At 60.1% G+C, this 21,512-nt stretch carries 19 protein-coding genes; all 19 read left to right on the top strand.

Features of this window, described 5'->3' with window-relative positions:
• The first annotated feature begins 17 nt into the window (after positions 1-17).
• The 19 genes from tssB to KFS80_RS16565 all read left to right on the top strand — a co-directional run bounded on the left by tssB (position 18) and on the right by KFS80_RS16565 (position 21,497).
• Entirely contained in the window at positions 18-521 is a 504-nt protein-coding gene (tssB, locus tag KFS80_RS16655) for a type VI secretion system contractile sheath small subunit (RefSeq protein ID WP_053125115.1), read from the top strand.
• A gap of 26 nt (positions 522-547) precedes the next feature.
• Positions 548-2,023 (top strand): type VI secretion system contractile sheath large subunit, encoded by a 1,476-nt coding sequence (gene tssC, locus KFS80_RS16650; protein WP_212545368.1) that lies wholly within the window; start codon positions 548-550, stop codon positions 2,021-2,023.
• A gap of 9 nt (positions 2,024-2,032) precedes the next feature.
• Positions 2,033-2,440: a type VI secretion system baseplate subunit TssE gene (gene tssE, locus KFS80_RS16645; RefSeq protein ID WP_212545367.1), complete on the top strand. Its 408-nt coding sequence runs from the start codon at positions 2,033-2,035 to the stop codon at positions 2,438-2,440.
• Between the two features lie 11 nt (positions 2,441-2,451).
• A complete protein-coding gene (locus tag KFS80_RS16640) occupies positions 2,452-2,970 on the top strand; it encodes a PAAR domain-containing protein (RefSeq protein ID WP_212545366.1) in 519 nt (172 codons plus the stop codon).
• The gene (locus KFS80_RS16635) at positions 2,963-3,883 is read left to right on the top strand and encodes a hypothetical protein (RefSeq protein ID WP_212545365.1); all 921 of its coding nucleotides are present in this window, start codon (positions 2,963-2,965) and stop codon (positions 3,881-3,883) included. The genes KFS80_RS16640 and KFS80_RS16635 overlap by 8 nt, the downstream gene beginning before the upstream one ends.
• 5 nt (positions 3,884-3,888) lie before the next feature.
• Positions 3,889-4,326 carry a hypothetical protein gene (locus tag KFS80_RS16630; protein WP_212545364.1) on the top strand — a complete coding sequence of 146 codons (438 nt, stop codon included), beginning with the start codon at positions 3,889-3,891 and terminating at the stop codon, positions 4,324-4,326.
• A 152-nt stretch (positions 4,327-4,478) separates the two neighbouring features.
• Positions 4,479-4,793: a hypothetical protein gene (locus KFS80_RS16625; protein WP_212545363.1), complete on the top strand. Its 315-nt coding sequence runs from the start codon at positions 4,479-4,481 to the stop codon at positions 4,791-4,793.
• A 59-nt stretch (positions 4,794-4,852) separates the two neighbouring features.
• Positions 4,853-6,640, top strand: coding sequence for a type VI secretion system baseplate subunit TssF (tssF, locus tag KFS80_RS16620; protein WP_053125099.1), 1,788 nt, complete (start codon positions 4,853-4,855; stop codon positions 6,638-6,640).
• The gene (tssG, locus tag KFS80_RS16615) at positions 6,604-7,611 is read left to right on the top strand and encodes a type VI secretion system baseplate subunit TssG (protein WP_053125097.1); all 1,008 of its coding nucleotides are present in this window, start codon (positions 6,604-6,606) and stop codon (positions 7,609-7,611) included. Before tssF ends, tssG begins: the two co-directional genes overlap by 37 nt.
• Before the next feature lie 11 nt (positions 7,612-7,622).
• Positions 7,623-10,280: a type VI secretion system ATPase TssH gene (gene tssH, locus KFS80_RS16610; RefSeq protein WP_212545362.1), complete on the top strand. Its 2,658-nt coding sequence runs from the start codon at positions 7,623-7,625 to the stop codon at positions 10,278-10,280.
• 10 nt (positions 10,281-10,290) lie between these two features.
• Positions 10,291-11,811, top strand: coding sequence for a sigma-54 interaction domain-containing protein (locus KFS80_RS16605; RefSeq protein WP_053125093.1), 1,521 nt, complete (start codon positions 10,291-10,293; stop codon positions 11,809-11,811).
• Positions 11,812-12,141: 330 nt separating this feature from the next.
• Positions 12,142-12,282: a hypothetical protein gene (locus KFS80_RS16600; RefSeq protein ID WP_053125091.1), complete on the top strand. Its 141-nt coding sequence runs from the start codon at positions 12,142-12,144 to the stop codon at positions 12,280-12,282.
• An 18-nt stretch (positions 12,283-12,300) separates the two neighbouring features.
• On the top strand, positions 12,301-13,497 hold the full coding sequence (gene tagH / locus KFS80_RS16595; RefSeq protein ID WP_212545361.1) for a type VI secretion system-associated FHA domain protein TagH: 1,197 nt from the start codon (positions 12,301-12,303) through the stop codon (positions 13,495-13,497).
• Between the two features lie 5 nt (positions 13,498-13,502).
• On the top strand, positions 13,503-14,003 hold the full coding sequence (gene tssJ, locus KFS80_RS16590; RefSeq protein ID WP_053125087.1) for a type VI secretion system lipoprotein TssJ: 501 nt from the start codon (positions 13,503-13,505) through the stop codon (positions 14,001-14,003).
• A 2-nt stretch (positions 14,004-14,005) separates the two neighbouring features.
• The gene (tssK, locus tag KFS80_RS16585) at positions 14,006-15,337 is read left to right on the top strand and encodes a type VI secretion system baseplate subunit TssK (protein WP_212545360.1); all 1,332 of its coding nucleotides are present in this window, start codon (positions 14,006-14,008) and stop codon (positions 15,335-15,337) included.
• A 5-nt stretch (positions 15,338-15,342) separates the two neighbouring features.
• The gene (icmH, locus tag KFS80_RS16580; protein ID WP_212545359.1) at positions 15,343-16,218 is read left to right on the top strand and encodes a type IVB secretion system protein IcmH/DotU; all 876 of its coding nucleotides are present in this window, start codon (positions 15,343-15,345) and stop codon (positions 16,216-16,218) included.
• A gap of 13 nt (positions 16,219-16,231) precedes the next feature.
• Positions 16,232-19,771 carry a type VI secretion system membrane subunit TssM gene (tssM, locus tag KFS80_RS16575; RefSeq protein WP_212545358.1) on the top strand — a complete coding sequence of 1,180 codons (3,540 nt, stop codon included), beginning with the start codon at positions 16,232-16,234 and terminating at the stop codon, positions 19,769-19,771.
• Positions 19,771-20,499 (top strand): PP2C family protein-serine/threonine phosphatase, encoded by a 729-nt coding sequence (locus tag KFS80_RS16570; RefSeq protein ID WP_212545357.1) that lies wholly within the window; start codon positions 19,771-19,773, stop codon positions 20,497-20,499. Before tssM ends, KFS80_RS16570 begins: the two co-directional genes overlap by 1 nt.
• On the top strand, positions 20,496-21,497 hold the full coding sequence (locus tag KFS80_RS16565; protein ID WP_212545356.1) for a serine/threonine-protein kinase: 1,002 nt from the start codon (positions 20,496-20,498) through the stop codon (positions 21,495-21,497). The genes KFS80_RS16570 and KFS80_RS16565 overlap by 4 nt, the downstream gene beginning before the upstream one ends.
• Positions 21,498-21,512: the final 15 nt, after the last annotated feature.

The raw sequence follows: 21,512 nt of genomic DNA, 5'->3' as shown, positions 1-21,512 counted from the left end.
CCGCAAGGAGAAAAGCCATGGCCAAAGAAGGCTCGGTAGCCCCCAAGGAACGCATCAACGTCACCTTCAAACCCGCCACCGGCGGTGCTCAGGAAGAGATTGAACTGCCGCTGAAGCTGCTGGCAATCGGTGACTACACCCACCGCAAGGACGAACGCAAGATCGAAGATCGCAAGCCGATCAGCATCGACAAGGTGACCTTCGACGAGGTGTTGGCCAAGCAAGAGCTGAGCCTGTCGATGAACGTGCCGAACCGTCTGCAGGAAGAAGGCAGCACGGAAGAGTTGGGCGTGCAGCTGCGCGTCAATTCGATGAAGGACTTCAACCCGGCCAGCCTGGTCGAGCAAGTGCCTGAGCTGAAAAAACTGATGGAACTGCGCGATGCGCTGGTGGCCCTCAAAGGCCCGCTGGGTAACGCCCCTGCGTTCCGTAAAGCCATCGAAGGCGTGCTCGCCGACGACGAATCCCGCGGTCGCGTACTCGGTGAGCTGGGCCTCAACGCCGCAGCCCCGGACGCCTGAACCCAGCAGCCAAGGAAGCCAACACAATGAGCACTAGCGCAGCACAAGAGAAAGGCGCCGCGAGCGGCGAGTACAGCATTCTCGACAGCATCATCGCCGAAACCCGTCTGACCCCGGACGACGAAGCCTACGACATCGCCAAACGCGGCGTGTCGGCCTTCATCGAAGAACTGCTCAAGCCGCAGAACAACGGTGAGCCGGTCAAGAAGGCCATGGTTGACCGCATGATCGCCGAGATCGATGCCAAGCTCAGCCGTCAGATGGACGAAATCCTGCACCACCCGGATTTCCAGGCGCTGGAATCGTCGTGGCGTGGTCTGCAGTTGCTGGTCGACCGCACCAATTTCCGCGAAAACATCAAGATTGAAATCCTCAACGTCTCCAAAGAAGACCTGCTGGACGATTTCGAAGATTCGCCGGAAGTCATGCAGTCGGGCCTGTACAAGCACATCTACACTGCTGAATACGGCCAGTTCGGTGGTCAGCCGGTGGGCGCGATCATCGCCAACTACTACATGTCGCCAAGCTCGCCTGACGTGAAACTGATGCAGTACGTGTCCAGCGTTGCCTGCATGTCTCACGCGCCGTTCATCGCTGCGGCCGGCCCGAAATTCTTCGGTCTGGAAAGCTTCACCGGCCTGCCGGATCTGAAAGATCTGAAAGACCACTTCGAAGGCCCGCAATTCGCCAAATGGCAGAGCTTCCGGACTTCGGAAGACTCCCGCTACGTTGGCCTGACCGTGCCGCGTTTCCTGCTGCGCAACCCGTACGACCCGGAAGAAAACCCGGTGAAATCGTTCGTGTACAAGGAAACCGTTGCCAACAGCCACGAGCACTACCTGTGGGGCAACACTGCCTACGCGTTCGGCACCAAGCTGACCGACAGCTTCGCCAAATTCCGCTGGTGCCCGAACATCATCGGCCCACAGAGCGGTGGCGCTGTTGAAGACCTGCCGCTGCACCACTTCGAAAGCATGGGCGAAATCGAAACCAAGATCCCTACTGAGGTTCTGGTCAGCGACCGTCGTGAATACGAACTGGCCGAGGAAGGCTTCATCTCCCTGACCATGCGTAAAGGCTCCGACAACGCGGCGTTCTTCTCCGCCAGTTCGGTGCAGAAGCCGAAGCACTTCGGCATCAGCGCAGAAGGCAAGGCGGCAGAGCTGAACTACAAGCTCGGCACTCAACTGCCGTACATGATGATCGTCAACCGCCTGGCTCACTACTTGAAAGTGCTGCAGCGCGAGCAACTCGGTTCGTGGAAAGAACGTACCGACCTCGAGCTGGAACTCAACAAGTGGATCCGTCAGTACGTTGCCGACCAGGAAAACCCGAGCGCCGAAGTGCGTGGCCGTCGTCCGCTGCGCGCTGCGCAAATCATCGTCAGCGACGTTGAAGGCGAGCCGGGCTGGTACCGCGTGAGCTTGAACGTGCGTCCGCACTTCAAGTACATGGGTGCCGATTTCACCCTGTCGCTGGTTGGCAAGCTGGACAAAGAGTAAGAGCGACTCATGGACGGATACGGCAGCCTTTTCGAACGCCTAAATGGCGACGCAGAAAAACGCAGTGGTTGGAGCCGCGAGGTTTCCGCCATGGCGTCCGTGGCTGCCCATCTGGCCAAAATGCTCAGCACCCGGGCCGGCAGCGTGCAAACGCTGTCCGACTACGGGTTGCCCGATCTCAATGACATGCGCCTGAGCCTGCACGACTCCCTGAGTCAGGCCCGTCTGGCCATCGAAAACTTCATCGAAGCCTACGAGCCGCGCCTGAGCAATGTGCGTGTCATTTCCCTGCCGCGTGACCACGATCAGCTGCGCCTGGCCTTCAGCATCGAAGGCCTGCTGGAAGTTGATGGTTTCAAGCGACAGGTCAGTTTCGCCGCGCGCCTGGATGGCAGCGGTCAAGTGAAGGTCAACTAAGGAGATTCCCGATGTCTGGCAAACCCGCAGCACGCGTATCCGACCCCACCGCTTGCCCGCTCCCCGGCCACGGCACCAACCCGATCGCCGCCGGTTCCGGCGACGTGTTCTTCGACGGCCTCGCGGCCGCCCGCCAAGGCGATGCCTCGGCGTGTGGTGGTGCGATGGTCGGCGATCTGGCGACCACGGTTTTGATTAACGGCAAACCTGCTGCAACGGTCGGTTCGGTGGGTTCGCATGGGAACAAGGTTACGGCTGGGTCCGGGACGGTGATTATTGGCAATTCGCATACGCCGGTGACGTTTGTGCCGCCAGTTCCAATGCCTGACTATTTCAATGACTTTTTCGTTTTGAGGGACGACGAAGGTAGCCCGGTGGCAAATTACGGCTACCGATTGGAGACCGAGTCAGGTGAGATTTATGAGGGCGTGACGGACGTCAACGGCCACACCAAAGCTGTTAGCACCGGTAAAGCTTCCCAGATATTGAAAATTTCCCTGCTTCCTCCAGCAGGAGTCGCGAATGTCTAACGTTACGCCTCTGGCGGAGGCTCCTTCCACCCCTTCTACCAATCGTGAGGGGCAGGTCGCGACCGTAAAATTAGCAAAGCTTTCAACTTATGAATTCACTATAAGATCGTTTCACCCAGGGAAAACGTTTGGGTGGAGCGGCTTTTACTTCGAAGGTGATGCACGCGGCTTTTCGTTAAAGCCAAGCGGCCTCTCTGGCGCTCAAGGTACGCTAATAACTTCACGTGTATGGCATAGGTTTTTTGTAAAGCTGGCAACGAACGAAGTTGTTAATACGCAAACGGAGTCGAATGATTCCGGGAAGGCGGGTGAAGAACATACTCACTATGATGCAGAGTTAAAGCCCAAAGGCGGAAGCTGGCCATCAATTAAAAGTGAAAAGGGTGCAGTCACTACTGTTTGGGTTGATGGTGGTTACGCAGGTGAGAATCACGCTTTTCCATTTTCAGCGGAAACAAAAAAATTGACAGGAATGACATTCGTGCCAAGCCTGGACGTAAGTTACAAAGTTATAATGACGTTCGATCGAGTGGAGAAGCATTTAGATGTAGTGACATATATAACTGGTGATGGATTTCCGAACTGTGAGGCTTTTATTACTGATGCTTCTGGAAAATCTGTTTTTTTAGGTGTGCATGTTCGGAAGGCTGCAGCTCTTGTTGCGCTATTTGGTGATAAGAAGTATCCGATGATCTCTTCGGCGATTCGCATAGAAGTTGATGAAGAGGGGAACTTCAAAGGCACTCTTGGAAACGAGATGAGAAGGCGAAAGTTAAAAAAAGAAGCTCTGGAAATGCGGCCGATTGAGGAGTGGAATAATTTTTTCAAAAATCTTAGTCCGAACGATGGCCGCTGGATGGGTATCTGGGAAGAGCCTATGCCGGACGACTCTACCGAGTCGACGTTGAAATGACGTATGTGAGTTATTTTAAAACAGCGATTTGGTTGCCAATGGTGGTGTTGCCGGCTTTGCTGTTGCTTGATGCTTTATATTTTTCCAGCCCGCTACGTGGTGGGATGGAACAGTTCGTCCTTATATACGTTCTTGGTTTCGGGCTGGTGGCCTATGTGTTATTCGCGGTCTTTTCTACTCGTTTGATTTCTAGGAGAACTGAGCTTGAAGTCGTACGTCTTACTTGGTGGGCTCCTGTAGTTTTTATCCCGTTTTATGGAGTGCCTTGGGTTGTTTATGGCATCGGATGTTTGGCGTTTGGCAGGCTAGCTGGTCTGGGTATGATGTTTTTGTGGTTAACTTATATTCCCTATGTTTTAGTGGTTGGCGCATTTTTTTCAGTTGTTACGGTTGTTGCTTTTAAAGTCTTGAGTAAGTTTTTACTGTTTTCCGAGAAGCGTTAGAGATGCTTGTGATAAGCCCTGTTATGTGGCGTATCAAAACAGGTGGCTGTTCCAAATGGTAGTAAGCTCGTGATTTGGAAATCGAGAAAGGTGAAATGATGAGTGCAGCTCTATTATATTTTTCAAATGATGAAGTATGTAGGCGCAAGCTCATGAAGCTGTCTGTCGCAATTCTTGCTGTGGCTTTGTTTTCACTGACAAACGTGTTTCCTAATGCGCTCATGATGTTGATGGATGGTGTTAACTTCATCCCGTCTGAATCCTCCATTTTTTCATTCAAGCCTTATGAGATAAATGAGGGGTCGTCGAATTACTGGATCTATGGCGAGGATGGTAAGAACTATTACTACTTCTCCTACGAGCCCGCAGCGCCTTACGTATTCATTCGTAAATCCAATGCATGTCCGTCATTTGATCGGCTTGACCATGCCACGTGGTGCGCCGCAGAAGGCGGCGGTCAAAAATGAACCGGCATTTCGGTGGCGGAGCGTTTTTTTTATGAGTTCATTTTTCAGGCAGGTACCCCGTGTCCTTTAACCACTACTACCAAAGCGAACTCACCGCACTGCGCCAACTCGGTCGCCGTTTCGCCGAGCGTAGTCCGGCGTTGGCGCCGTATCTGGGCCAGGCCGGGCGGGATCCGGACGTGGAGCGGTTGCTGGAAGGCTTTGCGTTTCTCACCGGGCGTCTGCGCCAGAAGCTCGACGACGAGTTGCCGGAGCTCAGCCATTCGCTGATGCAATTGCTCTGGCCCAACTACATGCGCCCGCTGCCGGCGTTCAGCATTTTGCAGTTCGATCCGCTCAAGCGTTCGGGCCCGGCGCTGGTGGTCGAGCGTGATACGCCGGTGGAGAGCAAGCCGATCGAAGACGTGCGTTGCCGCTTCCGCACTTGCTACCCGACCGAGGTGTTGCCGCTGGATCTCGCGGCGTTGAATTACTCGGTGAAGGGCGACGGCTCGCTGCTGAGTCTGCGTTTGGAAATGAGTGCCGACGGCCACCTCGGTGAGCTGGAACTGAGCAAGCTGCGTCTGCACTTTGCCGGTGAGCGCTACATCAGCCAGATGCTTTACCTGAGCCTGCTGCGCAACCTCGAAGGCATCGAACTGATTCCGCTCGACGGCGCCGGCAAGCCAATTGATGGCGTCAGCGGCAAGCCGATGGCGTTCAAGATTCCCGGTGACCGGGTCACCCCGGTGGGCTTTGCCGAAGAAGAAGCGTTGATCCCGTATCCACTGAATACCTTCCGTGGCTATCGCTACCTGCAGGAATATTTCGCCTTTCAGGACAAATTCCTCTTCGTCGACGTCAACGGTCTGGACATCCTCAACGCGCTGCCGCAGGACACCCTCAAGCAGATGCGCGGCCTGGAATTGCGCTTCGACATTCGCAAGAGCGGCATCCTGCGCATGCGCCCGACACTGGATAACGTGAAGCTGTTTTGCACGCCCATCGCCAACCTGTTTGCCCACGATGCGTTGCCGATTCGTCTCGACGGCAAGCAGGACGAATACCTGCTGCTGCCGGCGGAATACGATCTGGAAAACTGCGGTGTGTTCTCGGTGGAAACCGTGACGGGCTGGAAGCCCGGCGGTCTCGGTTATCAGGAATACGTGCCGTTCGAATCCTTCGAGCACGACCCGAGTTTCGACGTGCCCAACAGCCGTCCGCATTACAGCATTCGCCAGCGTTCATCGTTGCTGCACGACGGCCTCGACACTTATTTGAGCTTCGGCATTCGCCACACCGAAGCCCACGAAACCCTGTCGATCGAGCTGATCTGCACCAACCAGAATCTGCCGCGCAAGCTCAAGCTCGGCGACATCTGTGTGGCCTGCGAAGAGACGCCGGAGTTTCTCAGTTTCCGCAACATCACCCCGGCCACATCGAGTTTTGCGCCGCCGCTGAACCGTGACTTCCTGTGGAAGCTGATCAGCAACATGTCGCTTAACTATCTGTCGCTGGCGGACGTCAATGCGTTGAAGGTGATTCTCGAAACCTACGACCTGCCGCGTTACTACGACCAGCACGCAGAGAAAGTCAGCAAACGCCTGCTCGGCGGCCTGAAGAATATCAAGCACCACCACGTCGATCGCTTGCACCGTGGCTTGCCGGTACGCGGCTTGCGCACCGAGCTGACCATCGACCCGGAAGGGTACATCGGCGAGGGCGATCTGTTCGTCTTCGCTTCGGTTCTTAACGAGTTTTTCGCGCTTTACGCCAGTCTCAATTCATTCCACGAGCTGCGAGTAAAAAGCACACAGGGAGAGGTGTACCAATGGACACCACGTATGGGCCTGCAGCCCCTGCTTTAAGCGGGCTCACCAAGGCGATACGCGAGTACTCGCTGTTTCAGGCAGTGCTGCTGGTGATCGATCGGCTGCGCGAGGCACACCCGTACCTGAGCGAAGACGATTTGTACGATCAGCTGGAATTCCAGGCCAATCCGAGCCTGGGCTTTCCCGGCAGCGACGTCGATCGCGTGGAGTTTTTCGAAGAGCACGGGCAGATGCGCGCGCGCATGCGTTTCAACCTGATCGGCCTGGTCGGTTCCGGTTCGCCGCTGCCGGCGTTCTATGGCGAACAGGCGCTGGGCGATAGCGAAGACGGCAACCCGACGCGCAACTTCCTCGACCTGTTCCACCATCGTTTGCAACGGCTGATGCTGCCGATCTGGCGCAAATACCGCTACCGCGCAAGCTTCCAGAGCGGCGCGCTCGACCCGTTTTCGGCGCAGTTGTTTGCGCTGATTGGCCTCGGTGGCGAAGAGATCCGCAAAGCTAAAGAACTCAACTGGAAACGCCTGCTACCGTACCTCGGTTTGCTCAGCCTGCGCGCGCACTCGGCGGCGCTGATCGAAGCCGTGCTGCGTTACTACTTCAAGCACGAAGACCTGGTCATCGAGCAGTGCATCGAGCGCCGCGTCGAGATTCTTGAAGAACAGCGCAATCGTTTGGGCCGCGCCAACAGCCTGCTCGGCGAAGACCTGGTGCTCGGCGAGCACGTGCGCGACCGCAGCGGCAAATTCCGCATTCACATCACCGAACTCGACTGGCAGCGATTCCATGAATTTCTGCCGATCGGTTTTGGTTACCAGCCGCTCTGCGCGCTGGTGCGGTTCACCCTGCGTGACCCGCTCGATTACGACATCCGCCTGGTGCTGCGCCAGGAAGAAATCCGCGAACTGCGCATCGGTGAGCAGAACGCCTGTCGCCTCGGTTGGACCAGTTGGCTGGGCCGCGAAAAAGCGGACGGCGTGGTGACCCTGGGCAGCAAAATTCATTAAGGACGTGAGCCATGATCAACGTAGACCTGCAACAACTCATTCAGGCGCTGGACGCCGAAACCCGTCGTGATCTTGAGCGTTCGGCCGAGCGTTGCGTCGCCCGTGGCGGCAGCAAAATCCTCGTCGAAGACTTGATGCTTGGCCTGCTCGAACGTCCGAACGGCTTGCTCGCCCGCGCGTTGCAAGACGCCGATGTCGACGCCGGTGAACTCAGCGCGGCGCTGCAATCGCGCGTCGAACACAGCGCTTCGCGCAACCCGGTGTTCGCCCCGGAACTGGTGCAGTGGCTGCAAGATGCGTTGCTGGTGGCCAACCTCGAACTCGGTCAGACCCAGGTTGAAGACGCCGCGCTGATCCTCGCGCTGTTGCGCAACCCGATACGTTACGCCGGCAGCCGTTATCAGCCGCTGCTCGCCAAGCTGAACATCGATCGCCTGAAAGAATTTGCCCTGTCGCAACAGGAGCAACCGGCGGCCAACGGCAAACCGGCGGCGCAGGGCGAATCACTGTTGCAGCGCTTCACCCACAACCTGACCCAACAGGCCCGCGACGGCAAACTCGACCCGGTGCTGTGCCGTGACGGCGCGATCCGGCAGATGGTCGACATCCTCGCCCGTCGCCGCAAGAACAACCCGATCGTCGTCGGTGAGGCCGGTGTCGGCAAGACCGCCATCGTCGAAGGTCTGGCCTCGCGCATCGCTGCCGGTGAAGTGCCGCAAGTGCTCAAAGGCGTTGAACTGCTGTCGCTGGACATGGGCCTGTTGCAGGCCGGCGCCAGCGTCAAAGGTGAATTCGAACGTCGTCTCAAAGGCGTGATCGACGAAGTCAAAGCTTCGCCAAAACCAATCATTCTGTTTATCGACGAAGCGCATACGCTGATCGGCGCGGGCGGCAATGCTGGCGGTTCCGATGCGGCCAACCTGCTGAAACCGGCACTGGCCCGTGGCGAACTGCGTACCATCGCCGCCACCACGTGGGCCGAGTACAAGAAATACTTCGAGAAAGACCCGGCGCTGGCCCGTCGTTTCCAACCGGTGCAATTGCACGAACCGACCGTCAGCGAAGCGGTGACCATCCTCCGTGGTCTGGCCCAGGTTTACGAGAAGAGCCACGGCATCTATCTGCGCGATGATGCGGTGGTCTCGGCGGCGGAATTGTCCGCACGTTACCTGGCCGGTCGGCAGCTACCGGACAAAGCCGTCGATGTCCTCGACACCGCTTGCGCCCGCGTACGCATCAGCCTCGCCGCCGCCCCGGAAAGCCTTGAGCGCCTGCGTGGCGAACTGGCTGAAGGTGGCCGTCAGCGTCAGGCCCTGCGCCGTGACGCCGAGGCTGGTCTGCTGATCGATCACGAAGCGCTGGAGGCTTTGGAAGCACGTCTCGACGAAGCCGAAGACGAAATGGTCGCGCTGGAAACCCTGTGGACTGAACAGAAAACCCTGGCCGAGCGCCTGCTCGATCTGCGTCAGCAACTGGCCAAGGCCCGCGAAGCCGCTGCCGTTGAACCGGTGCTCAGCGTTGAAGAAGACGCCGAAGGCACCGTCATCGAAACCCTCGTCGCCGAGGTCGAAGAAGGCCAGAGCGTCGAAGCGCTGGAAGCGCAGCTCAACGAAACCCACAGCGCCCTGACCGCCGCCCAGGTCAAAGAACGTCTGGTCAGTTTCGAAGTGTGCCCGCGTCTGGTCGCCGAAGTGATCAGCGCCTGGACTGGCGTGCCGTTGGCGCAACTGGCCCGCGAGCACAACGCCAAAGTCGCCAGTTTCGCCACCGATCTGCGCACGCGCATTCGCGGTCAGGAACAAGCCGTGCACGCACTGGATCGCTCGATGCGCGCCACCGCTGCCGGCCTGAACAAACCTGATGCGCCAGTCGGCGTGTTCCTGCTGGTCGGCCCGAGCGGCGTCGGTAAAACCGAGACCGCGCTGGCCCTCGCTGATCTGCTGTACGGCGGCGACCGTTTCATCACCACCATCAACATGTCCGAGTTCCAGGAGAAGCACACCGTCTCGCGCCTGATCGGCGCACCGCCAGGCTACGTCGGTTACGGCGAGGGCGGCATGCTCACCGAAGCCGTGCGGCAGAAACCGTACTCGGTGGTGTTGCTCGATGAAGTCGAGAAGGCTGATCCGGACGTGCTCAACCTGTTCTACCAAATCTTCGACAAAGGCGTGGCCAACGACGGCGAAGGTCGCGAGATCGACTTCCGCAACACGTTGATCCTGATGACCTCGAACCTCGGCAGCGATCGCATCAGCGACCTTTGCGAAAACGGCGCACGGCCGACCGCCGAAGTGCTCGAAGAAACCATTCGCCCGGTGCTCAGCAAACACTTCAAACCGGCGCTGCTGGCGCGGATGAAAGTGGTGCCGTACTACCCGGTCGGCGGTCCGGTATTGCGCGAGCTGATCGAGATCAAACTCGGTCGTCTCGGCGAGCGCCTCAGCCGTCGTCAGCTGGATTTCAGCTGGTGCCAGAACCTCGTCGATCACTTGTCCGAGCGCTGCACGCAAAGCGACAGCGGCGCGCGCCTGATCGATCATCTGCTCGATCAACACGTGCTGCCGCTAGTGGCCGATCGTCTGCTCGACGCCATGGCCACCGGTGAAAGCCTGAAGCGCGTGCACGCCACGCTCGACGGCGAAGCCAGTGTGACGTGCGAGTTCGCCTGAGGTGGGCGTGATGTTCACTCAAGTGCCGCAGCCGCTGGTGTATGCCGAAGCGTTGCTGGCGCAGTTCGCCAGTCTGTCGCGCGCGGCGGACGGTGCTGCGCTGCTGGGTGACTTCGTGCGCGGCTTGGCCGAGTTGAGCGGTTGCGAACTGGCGCAGTTGTATCTGCTCGACGCCACCCACACCTGCCTGGGAATGAACGCCGAATGCCTCGACGGCGCCCTGCAACCGCGTGAAGCGGCGAGCCTGCCGGCGGATTACAACGGTGAGCAATTGCTGCAATTCGCCCTGTGCCAGAACCGCGTGGTGTGCCTCGACGACTTGAGCGGCAGCCTGCACGAAACCAGTTTTCTGCCGGCGGTGGCCTCGCCGTGGCAGTCGCTGTTGTGCGTACCGCTGGTCAATCAGCACAAGGCTGTCGAAGGTCTGCTGCTGTGCGCCAGCCGCCGTCGCACCGACCTGCAAGGCTTCGCCGATTCGCTCGGTCAGCTCGGCTCGTTCGTGCTCGGCCAACTGCATTTGCTCCAGCGTCTGCGTCAGCCACGCGATGTGTCGGCACCGGTGGCGCGCAGCGTGCCGAGCATCAGCGGTTACGGTCTGATTGGCAAAAGCACCGCGATGCGCCAGACCTACTCGCTGATCGGCAAAGTCCTGCACAGCCCGTACACCGTGCTGCTGCGTGGCGAAACCGGCACCGGCAAGGAAGTCGTCGCGCGGGCGATTCACGATTGCGGGCCGCGTCGCTCGCAGGCGTTCATCGTGCAGAACTGCGCGGCGTTCCCTGAAAACCTGCTGGAAAGCGAGCTGTTCGGCTATCGCAAAGGCGCCTTTACCGGCGCCGATCGCGACCGCGCCGGGCTGTTCGACGCGGCCAATGGCGGCACGCTGTTGCTCGATGAAATCGGTGATATGCCGCTGTCGCTGCAATCGAAATTACTGCGCGTGTTGCAGGAAGGCGAGATTCGTCCGCTGGGTTCCAACGACACGCACAAGATCGACGTGCGCATCATCGCCGCGACTCACCGCGATCTGTCTGTGCTGGTCAGCGAAGGTAAATTCCGCGAGGACTTGTACTACCGCCTCGCGCAATTTCCGATTGTGCTGCCGGCGTTGCGTCAGCGCGAAGGCGACATCCTCGACCTGGCGCGGCATTTCGCCGAAAAGGCCTGCGCCTATTTGCAGCGAGATCCGGTGCGCTGGTCGGACGCGGCGTTGGAGCATCTGGCGGGTTACACCTTCCCCGGCAACGTTCGCGAACTGAAAGCGCTGGTCGAACGCGCGGTGCTGTTGTGCGAGGGTGGCGAGTTGCTGGCCGAGCATTTCTCCCTGCGCATGGAGCCGATGCCAGAAGACAACAGCAGCCTGAATCTGCGCGAACGCCTGGAGCAGGTCGAGCGAACATTGTTGCTCAACTGCCTGCGCAAAAACGACGGCAACCAGACCCTCGCCGCCCGCGAACTGGGCCTGCCCCGCCGCACGCTGCTATACCGCCTCGGCCGCCTGAATATCAATTTGGGTGACTTCGATGGTTGAGCAGAAAGTGATCGCCTTGTCCCGCACTCCCACGGCCAATGAATTCCTTGAGGCTGTTGATTCCCCTGTGGCGAGGGGATTTATCCCCGTCCGGCTGCGCAGCAGTCGCAGTCCGGTAAACACGGTTTCACTCAGAGACCGCGCTGGCAGGTTTTGGGGGCGCTGCGCACCCCAACGGGGACAAGTCCCCTCGCCACAGGAGATCGTGGCACCTCCTTGGATTGGCTCTGAGCCTCGGTTTAGAGCCTCCCAAACCAATAAATTCGCTAATAACGGCGCCGCCCGCAAGGGCCGGCGCTTTGTGCTTTGTCTACCCCTGGAGACCCTCTGATGTCTGTTCGTCACTGGCACGCTGTCCTGCTGACCCTCGTCGTTCTATGCGGCCTTGGCGGCTGTAGCGGCAACTACAAATTCAACGACAACGACTATCGCCCGCTGGGTGATCCGCAAGCGGCCAATCGCGGTAAGTGATTGCAAGGAGCAGCAAACATGGAATTGGTTTTCGAAATGCTGAACACCAAGCAATTCGTGCCCACGGAGTTGTGCCAGAAGACCTTCAAACAGGCCGGTGGCGTGATCGGGCGGGGCGAGGATTGCGACTGGATCATCCCTGACCGCAAGCGTCACCTGTCCAATCACCACGCGATTGTCAGCTACCGCGAAGGCTCGTTTTTCCTGACCGACAGCAGCAGCAACGGCATTCAGGACGGCGGCAGCGGCGCGCGTCTGCACAAGGGCGAACCGGTGCGCATCGAGCACGGCAGCACCTACGTGCTGGGCGACTTCGAGATTCGTGCGCGACTAGTGCGTGACCCGGCCACGTTCGACGGCGAAGCCGGCCGTCCGCGCGCGGCGGGCAGCATCATTCCCGACGACGCGTTCCTCGACCTCGACCCGCTCAATGCCATCGAGCAGCAAGAGCGCGTGTATTCGGAAATCGACGAATTGCTGGCGCCGACCGCCAAACCCGAGGATTCCCGTCAGCGTGCCGACTACGCGCGCATCGACATGGAAAGCCTGATGGTGCCGGAGCTGATCGCCGCTCCCGTCGAGCCTGAACCCGCGCCGGCGCCGAAGCCTGTTGAACGGCAAAGCGAAGGTTTCTGGGAGCACTTCGGCGCCGCGCTGGGTGTCGACGTCAAAAGCCTCAACCACGACGAACGCGAAGCGCTGGCACTGAATGCCGCGCGTTTGCTGCGTCAGAGCGTCGGCGGTTTACAACAGAGCCTGCGCACGCGCTCGGAGCTGAAAAACGAGCTGCGTCTGGCCCAGACCATCGTCCAGGGCACCAACAAGAATCCGCTGAAATTCGCCGTCGATCCGAGCGAAGCGCTGGAGATTCTGTTGCAGCCAAGCAAACCCGGTCATCTGCCGGCCGAGCAAGCAATCTCCCGCGCGTTCCGTGATCTGCAGGCGCATCAAGTGGCGCTGCTGACCGCCAGCCGCGCCGCCGTACGCGGCACGCTGGAGCACTTCTCGCCGGAGCAATTGACCCTGCGTTTCGAGCGCGACAACAAGCCGCTGATCGCAACATCGGGTGGGCGCTGGAGAGCGTTCGGCCGTTATCACCAGGCGCTGCGTCAGGACGATGACTGGAGCGAGCGCCTGTTGGCCCGCGACTTCGCTCAGGCCTACGAAGAACAGATCCGCCTGATCTCCACCCTCCACACCGACCACCAAGGATGATGCGCATGTCTCGCCGCTCGACCGCTTTTTTCCAGACGCTGACTGCGCTCACTTTGCTGGCGTTGCTCGCCGGTTGCTCGTCGCTATCGCCGTACTCGAACGTGACCAAGGTCAATCTGAAACTGACTGGCAGCGATCAGTTGAACCCCGATCTCAACGGCCGTCCTTCGCCGATCGTGGTGCGCCTGTTCGAACTCAAACACCCGGTTACCTTCGAAAACGCTGACTTCTTCAGCCTCTACGAGCGCGCCAAGGAATCCCTCAATCCGGATCTGGTGGCCACCGAAGAACTCGAACTGCGCCCGGGTGAAACCGTCGAGTTGAAGCTCAGCGTGGAGGAGGGCAGCCGTTACGTGGGCGTGCTCGCCGCTTACCGCGATCTGCCGGAAACCGAGTGGCGCTACACCGTGCAGGTCACCCCGCAGGAACTCACCGAGGCTGATCTGACCCTCGATCAGACGGGTATCCGCAACAGCCAAGAAACGCTCGCCAAGGCGGATAACTGATCATGAATACCCATAAAGTCATTTGGCAGGAAGGCATGCTGCTGCGGCCGCAGCACTTCCAGCACAACGATCGCTATTACGATCACCAGATGAAAACCCGCACCCAGTTGCTGGGCAGTTACACCTGGGGTTTCCTCAATCTGGAGATCGACCTGCAGTTCCTCAACATGGGCAAACTGGTGGTCAGCCAGGCCTCGGGGATTCTTCCGGACGGCAGCCTGTTCGAACTCGGCGGTAACACCGAACCGCTGGCGCTGGACGTACCGCCGAACACCGGCAACACCCCGATTTATCTGGCGCTGCCGCTGGTCACCGGTAACCACATCGAGGCGCGCCGTCCGGAGCAGTCCGACGTGCTTGCGCGCTTCACCGCGTACGACGCTGAAGTGGCTGACTCCAACGCCGGCGACGATTCCGCCAGCCAGGTCAGCTGCGGTCGCCCGGATTTCAAACTGATGCTCGGCGAGCAGCAGAGCGATCAGGCCTACGTAAAACTGAAAATCTGCGACGTGCTCGACACCACGCCCGACGGCGTGATCAGCCTCGATCCGGATTTCGTGCCGACCTACATTCAGGCTCACGCGTCCAGCTATCTGCTGTCGTGCCTGAAAGAAGTCATCAGCATGCTCAACCACCGTGGCGACACGATTGCCGAGCGGATTCGCTCCAACGGCAAGGTCGGCGGCGCAGAGGTTGGCGACTTCATGATGCTGCAACTGATCAACCGCACCGAACTGCTGCTGCGTCACTACCTCGGTCTGGAGCAAGTGCACCCGGAAGAGTTGTACCGCACGCTGCTGACCATGCTTGGCGATCTGGCGACGTTCTCCGGCGAGAGCAAACGCCCGCGTCTGGACAGCCGTTATTCCCACGCCGATCAGGGCGGCAGCTTCCGCAAACTGATGGAAGCGATCCGTCAGGTGCTGTCGATGGTGCTCGAACAGCACGCCATCGAGTTGATCCTGCAAGCGCGTCAGTACGGCATCATCGTTTCGCCGTTGCACGACCACAAACTGCTCGGCACCGCGTCGTTCGTGCTGGCAGCAAGTGCCAACTGCGATTCCGAAGAACTGCGCCACCGCTTGCCGGCGCACCTCAAGGTCGGCCCGGTGGAGCGCATCCGCCAACTGGTCAACCTGCATTTGCCGGGGATCAAGGTCAAACCGTTGCCGGTGGCCCCGCGGCAGATCGCGTTCCACTCCAACAAAACCTATTTCATTCTCGAACTCAGTTCCGAAGACCTGGCACAACTGGAACGCTCCGGCGGTTTCGCGTTCCACGTGTCCGGCGAATTCGCCGAGCTTGAACTGAAATTCTGGGCCATCAGGAACTGACCGACATGATCAAGGACATGGAACACAACCAGGACGACAAAACCGTCCTGCTCGACCGTCAGGGCCACGGCCCGGCGTCGAGTCCGCTGACTGACTTCGCCGCGCCACCGCGCTTCGAACAACTGGAAGAACGGATGATCTACGCCGCGCGCCTGCGCCCGGCAGAGTCGTTCAATATCAGCCTCAATTCGCTGGTGGCGGCGTCCTCCGATTTGCTCTCGGAAGTGGTGCGCCTCAAGCACAGCGAAAGCCGCGAAGACTTGTACGCGCTCAACGAGCGCCTGACCGCCGGGCTCAAGTTGTTTGAAGTGCGCGCCCTGCACAACGGCGCCGAAAGCAGTCAGGTGATGGCCGCGCGTTACGTGCTCTGCACCGTGGTCGACGAAGCCGTCGTGACTACTCCGTGGGGCAACGAGAGCGAGTGGTCGCAGATGAGCCTGCTCAGCAGCTTCCACAACGAAACCTTCGGCGGTGAGAAGTTTTTCCAGCTGCTCGATCGGCTGTCGAAAAACCCGGTCAAACACCTGCCGATGCTTGAGCTGATGTACCTGTGCCTGTCCCTCGGTTTCGAGGGCAAGTACCGCGTACAGGCACGCGGCATGCTCGAACTCGAAGGCATCCGCGACGCCTTGTACCGTCAGATTCGTCAGTTGCGTGGCGACGTACCGCGCGAGTTGTCGCCGCACTGGGAAGGCCTCAACGATCAGCGCCGCAGTCTGGTGCGCATCGTGCCGGCGTGGATGGTGGTGTTGTTCACGCTGGTCTGTCTGGTGGTGATGTATTCGGGCTTCGCCTGGGTTCTGGGCGAGCAGCGCGACTCCGTTCTGCAACCTTATCAGCCGCTTGATCCGGCCGCGGTGCAACCGCAGTCGCAGCCGTAAACAGGGACGTGTGATGAAAAAGTTTTTCAAGAAAGTCGGCGCCTTCCTGCGCCAGACCTGGGTCTGGACTCTGCTGCTGGTGCTGTTCGTGGCGCTGCTGGTGTGGTTCGTCGGCCCGTTGTTGGCGGTCGATGACTACAAGTTCTGGGAGAGCCCGACCTCCCGCCTGCTGACCATTGCCGTGCTGTTCCTGATCTGGGGCCTGGTCATGGTCTTCGTCAGCTGGCGCGCCGGTATCCGCAAGAAAGCCGAAGAAGAAAGCGAAGACGGTCAGGATCGCATCCGCCGTGAAGAGCTGATCGACGAAGAGCAGAAAGAGTTGAAGGCGCGCTTCAAAGACGCGCTGAAAACCCTGAAGACTTCCAGCCTCTATCGTGGCCGCAGCGAGCGCTGGCGCAGTGACTTGCCGTGGTATCTGCTGATCGGCCCGCAGGGTTCCGGCAAGACCAGTCTGCTGGACTTTTCCGGTCTGGAATTCCCGATCAACAAGATCGACCGCAAGCTGACCCGCGACACCCTCGGCACCCGTCATTGCGACTGGTACTTCGCCGATCACGGTGTGCTGATCGACACCGCCGGCCGTTACCTGACGCAGCCGGACGCCGAAGTCGACAGCAGCGCCTGGACGACCTTGCTCGAGTTGCTGCGCAAGCGTCGCCGTGGCCGTCCGTTGAACGGTGTGCTGGTGACCATTCCGGTGGAAACCCTGCTCGGCGGTAGCGAGCAAGACATCGACACCCTCGCGCGTCAGGTGCGTGGCCGTCTGCAAGACGTGCATCAGAAACTGCACGTCGACGTGCCGGTGTATCTGGTGCTGAGCAAGGCTGACAAGCTGCTGGGCTTCGACGAATTCTTCGATCAACTGAGCCGCGAAGAAAGCGATCAGGTGCTCGGCACCAGTTTCCGCAAGGATCAGGTCGGCACCGACGTCGCGGTACTGCGCAATGAATTCGAAGAGCTGCTGCGTCGCCTCAACAGCCAGGTGATCATGCGCATGCACTCCGAGCGCGATACTCAGCGCCGTGGCCGCATCCTCGACTTCCCGCATCAACTCGGGCAGATCGGCGAGCGCCTGTGCCTGTTCGTCGACATGGCGTTCACTGGCAACCGTTATCAGCGTGCCACGCAACTGCGTGGTTTCTACCTGACCAGCGCACCGCACCTGACCCAGGAAATGGATTCGACCACCGCCGGCATCGGCGCGAGTCTGGGCATGAGCGCCGGTGTATTGCCGACGCTGCGCAGCGGTCGTTCGCGCTTCATTCACCACTTGCTCAGCCGTGTGATCTTCCCCGAAGCGGATCTGGCTGGTCTCGATAAGCGTGAACGCAGCCGCATCCATTGGGGCCAGCGTGCGTTGTACATCGGCGCACTGGCGTCGTTGGCACTGTTCGGCATGCTCTGGGCCGGTGGTTTCTCGGCCAACTACGAGCGTCTGGAAAACCTTCGTACGCTGGCGCAGAGCTGGACGCAGCAACGTTCGGCACTGACCCCGCGTGATGACGCGATGGGCGTGCTGAAAACCCTCGACACCAGTTATGCCGCGACCCAAGTGTTCCCGAAAAAGGGCGACGTGTCGTACCACGAGCGTGGCGGTCTGTATCAGGGCGAAGACGTCAATCCGCCGGTCGCCGACGCCTACGAGCGTGAGCTTCAGGCGCAGTTGCTGCCACGGGTTGCATCGCAGCTGGAAGGGCAGATCCGCGCCAATTTGCAGGATCGTGAAAAGCTGCTCAACAGCCTGCGCGCGTACCTGATGCTGAACATGAAGGATCGTCGCGACGCGGCATGGCTCAAGGACTGGATCGCCACTGACTGGTCGCAACGCTACACCGGCAACACCGCGGTGCAGAACGGTCTGAATACTCACCTCGAACGCCTGCTCAAGCAGCCTTTTATCTATCCGCTTAACGACCAGTTGGTCGCCCAGGCGCGGCAGGTATTGCGCAGCGAGTCGCTGGCCAACGTGGTGTATCGCATGCTCCGCGAGCAGGCGCGCAATCTGCCGGAATACCGTTTCAGCCAACACCTCGGCCCACAAGGCTCGCTGTTTATCGGCACCGATTACGTGATTCCGGGCTTCTACACCCAAGAGGGTTATCAGCAGTATTTTTCGGTGCAGGGCGCGACTCTGGTCACCGACATCCTGCGTGACAACTGGGTGCTGGGCGAAGGCGCGGGCATCAGCGACATGGACTTGCGTCGTCTGATGGTCGAGCTTGAGCAGTTGTATTTCCGTGACTACGCCAACTACTGGAGCGAAGCCGTTGGCCAGGTGGCCCTGCCGCCGATCAACGACGCCGGTGAAGGCGCCGAGCAACTGGCGGGCCTGACGTCGGCCAACTCGCCGGTGCTCGCCTTGCTCACGGAAGTGCGCGAGAACACCCGCTTCCAGGCTGTTGCTGACCCGGTGGATCAAGCCGCCGATGCCGCTGATGCTCTGGCCGAGCAGAAAGGCAAACTGGGCAAGGTCGGTAAACTGGCGGCCGCCGCTGCGGACAAGGCTTCGGCCCTGAGCGTTGCGAAGAACCTGCCGGACACCGCGAAGAAGTCGCTGCAACGTCGCTTCGAGCCGCTGCATCGTTTGCTCGATGACAACAACGGCCCGGCCGCTGACCTGACGCCGGCGCTCAACGCGCTCAACGACCTGCAACTGCAACTGGCCAGCCTGGCCCGTTCCAGCTCGCCGGAACAAGCCGCGTTTGAACTGGCGAAAACCCGCATGAGCGGCCAGCGTGATGCGCTGACCAACCTGCGCAATGCCTCCGGTCGTCTGCCGCGTCCGCTGAGCGTGTGGTTCAACGTGCTGGCCGAGGACTCGTGGCGTCTGGTGCTTAACGATGCGTACCAATACATGAACGGCCGTTATCAAAACGAGCTGTACAGCGTTTATGGCAAAACCATCAGCAAGCGTTATCCGTTCAGCGCCACCAGCACCAGCGACGTGGCGATCGCCGACTTCCGCGAGTTCTTCAAGGATCAAGGCATCGCTGACCGCTTCTTCGACAACTACATGCGTCCGTTCGTCAGTGGCGATCCGGGCAACTACCGCATGCGCAGCGTCGACGGCCACAGCCTGCCGGTGTCCAAGGTTTACCTCGACCAGATGGCCGCCGCACTGACCATTCGCAAGAGCTTCTTCTCGATCAACCCGGCCGAGCCGACCGTGCAGTTCAAACTCGAGCCGTACACCCTCGATCCGGCGGTCAGCCGTTCCGAGTTCAAGTTCGGCGACAAGACCATCGAATACCGTCACGGTCCGATTGTGCCGGTGTCGTTCAAATGGCCGACCGATGCTGAAGACGGTCGCACCAGTCTGGTGATGGACAAGATGTCGGGGCGTCCGATCGGCATCGAGAAAAACTCCGGCCCGTGGTCGCTGTTCCGTCTGTTTGATCTGATGCAGACCGAGTATCTGAACGGTCGCGACGTGCTGGTGCTGAAAGCTGACGTGGGTGGCCTGCGCGCCAACTACCTGCTGACCAGCCAACGCTCGCCGAACCCGTTCGACATGGGCGTACTGCGCACCTTCCGTATGCCGGTGCAGCTCTGATGCTCGTGGCCAGTGCCTGGCGCAGCGCGGCGCGTACCGACCCGGGCAAGGTGCGGGCGCGCAACGAAGATGCCTTCCTCGACTCGCCACAGCAGGGGCTGTGGGTGGTCGCGGACGGCATGGGCGGTCATCAGGGTGGCGACATCGCCAGCCAGTTGATCGTCGCCAGCCTGGCTGAACTGCCGCCACACGATGACTTCGACGAACGCCTCAAAGCCATTCGCCAGTGCCTGCATTGGGTGAACCGGCGTTTGGGGCAGGAGTTGACCGTCACCGCCGGCCGTCACGACAGCGTCATGGGCAGCACCGTTGTGGCGCTGCTGGTGGAAGGCAATCGCGCGGCCTGCATCTGGGCCGGCGACAGCCGTTGTTATCTGTGGCGCGGGCAGCGTCTGTATCAGCTGTCCAAAGACCATTCGCTGCAACAACAATTGATCGACGAACAGAAAATGAGCGTCGATCAAGCGGCGGCGCACCCGGCGGCTCATGCCTTGACCCGAGCCGTCGGCGCGGCCGAACAACTGACCCTGGACGTCCTCGAACTCGAGGTCTATCCGGGCGATGCGTTTTTGCTTTGCAGCGATGGTTTGTACCAAGGCCTGAGCAGCGATGCCCTCGGCAACGCCCTCAGTCTCAGCGCGCCGCACGTGGCGCTGGAACGTTTGTTCGACGGCGCCCTGCGGGGCTCCGCGCGGGACAACCTGACTGCCGTGGTGATCCGTCAATGAGTGAAATCGAATCGCCAATCGATGACCTGTTGATCAGCGAAGAGCAGGCCAGCAACCTGACCTACTTCGCCTTCGCCAAGTCGCACAATGCCGAACCTGCGCTGGCACCTAAAAAGGCCAGCATCGGTGTGCTGCCCGATGTGTTGGCCGGTCGCTACCGCCTCGAGCGTCTGCTCGGGGCCGGTGGCATGGGCGCGGTTTACCGGGCGCGGGATCTGCTGCACGAACAGTTTGGCGATCCCGACCCTTACGTTGCGCTGAAAATCCTCAGCGAAGAATTTGCCGAATCGCCGGACGCCAGTGCCTTGCTCTACAGCGAGTTCGCCCTGACCCGACGCCTGCGCCACGACAACGTCGTGCGTGCACACACTTTTGAAGTCGACACCGACTGCCAGCGGGCCTTTATCACCATGGAATACATGCGTGGCCTGACCCTGGACAAATTGCTCTGCGAGCGGCCCCTCGGCCTGCCGTGGAAAGAACTGCGCGACATCGTCCTGCCGCTGCTCGACACGTTGGCGTATGCCCACTGTCGCGGCGTGCTGCACGGTGATCTGAAACCGAGCAACGTCATGCTCAGCGAAGACGGCCTGCGCCTCTTCGACTTCGGCCTTGGTCAGGCAGAGGAGGGCGTGCTGCCCGGTCTGCCGCACCTGAGCCGTGAACGCTTCAACGCCTGGACACCGGGCTACGCCGCCCCCGAACTGCTTGAAGGCCAACCGTTGTCGGCCGGCGCAGACGTGTACGGCGTGGCCTGCGTGATTTACGAACTGGCGGGCGGCAAGCCGCCGTTCCGCCGCGTGGCCTCGACCCTGGCCCGCGACGAACACCTGGAGCGCGAGCTGCACGCGCCGAAAAACCTACCGAAACACTGCTGGCCCGCGCTGCGCAAAGCGCTGAGCTTCAATGCGGCAGAACGCAGCATCACTGCCGGTCAATTGCGTGACGCCATGAGCGCCACTTCGTCCTGGCGGCAACGCCTGCGTTTTCGGGCGTAACGGATGACATTCGAA

This window comes from Pseudomonas rustica (assembly GCF_018336155.1).
Lineage (GTDB): Bacteria > Pseudomonadota > Gammaproteobacteria > Pseudomonadales > Pseudomonadaceae > Aquipseudomonas > Aquipseudomonas rustica.
The sequence above is the reverse complement of the archived record's forward strand: the minus strand, read 5'-3'. Positions and strand labels throughout refer to the sequence as shown.

Bases quoted from the DNA above. Each gene is read 5' to 3' on its own strand.
- tssB (WP_053125115.1), top strand. From the start codon at position 18: ATGGCCAAAGAAGGCTCGGTAGCCCCCAAGGAACGCATCAACGTCACC.
- tssC (WP_212545368.1), top strand. From the start codon at position 548: ATGAGCACTAGCGCAGCACAAGAGAAAGGCGCCGCGAGCGGCGAGTAC.
- tssE (WP_212545367.1), top strand. From the start codon at position 2,033: ATGGACGGATACGGCAGCCTTTTCGAACGCCTAAATGGCGACGCAGAA.
- KFS80_RS16640 (WP_212545366.1), top strand. From the start codon at position 2,452: ATGTCTGGCAAACCCGCAGCACGCGTATCCGACCCCACCGCTTGCCCG.
- KFS80_RS16635 (WP_212545365.1), top strand. From the start codon at position 2,963: ATGTCTAACGTTACGCCTCTGGCGGAGGCTCCTTCCACCCCTTCTACC.
- KFS80_RS16625 (WP_212545363.1), top strand. From the start codon at position 4,479: ATGAAGCTGTCTGTCGCAATTCTTGCTGTGGCTTTGTTTTCACTGACA.
- tssG (WP_053125097.1), top strand. From the start codon at position 6,604: ATGGACACCACGTATGGGCCTGCAGCCCCTGCTTTAAGCGGGCTCACC.
- tssH (WP_212545362.1), top strand. From the start codon at position 7,623: ATGATCAACGTAGACCTGCAACAACTCATTCAGGCGCTGGACGCCGAA.
- KFS80_RS16605 (WP_053125093.1), top strand. From the start codon at position 10,291: ATGTTCACTCAAGTGCCGCAGCCGCTGGTGTATGCCGAAGCGTTGCTG.
- KFS80_RS16600 (WP_053125091.1), top strand. From the start codon at position 12,142: ATGTCTGTTCGTCACTGGCACGCTGTCCTGCTGACCCTCGTCGTTCTA.
- tagH (WP_212545361.1), top strand. From the start codon at position 12,301: ATGGAATTGGTTTTCGAAATGCTGAACACCAAGCAATTCGTGCCCACG.
- tssJ (WP_053125087.1), top strand. From the start codon at position 13,503: ATGTCTCGCCGCTCGACCGCTTTTTTCCAGACGCTGACTGCGCTCACT.
- tssK (WP_212545360.1), top strand. From the start codon at position 14,006: ATGAATACCCATAAAGTCATTTGGCAGGAAGGCATGCTGCTGCGGCCG.
- icmH (WP_212545359.1), top strand. From the start codon at position 15,343: ATGATCAAGGACATGGAACACAACCAGGACGACAAAACCGTCCTGCTC.
- tssM (WP_212545358.1), top strand. From the start codon at position 16,232: ATGAAAAAGTTTTTCAAGAAAGTCGGCGCCTTCCTGCGCCAGACCTGG.
- KFS80_RS16570 (WP_212545357.1), top strand. From the start codon at position 19,771: ATGCTCGTGGCCAGTGCCTGGCGCAGCGCGGCGCGTACCGACCCGGGC.
- KFS80_RS16565 (WP_212545356.1), top strand. From the start codon at position 20,496: ATGAGTGAAATCGAATCGCCAATCGATGACCTGTTGATCAGCGAAGAG.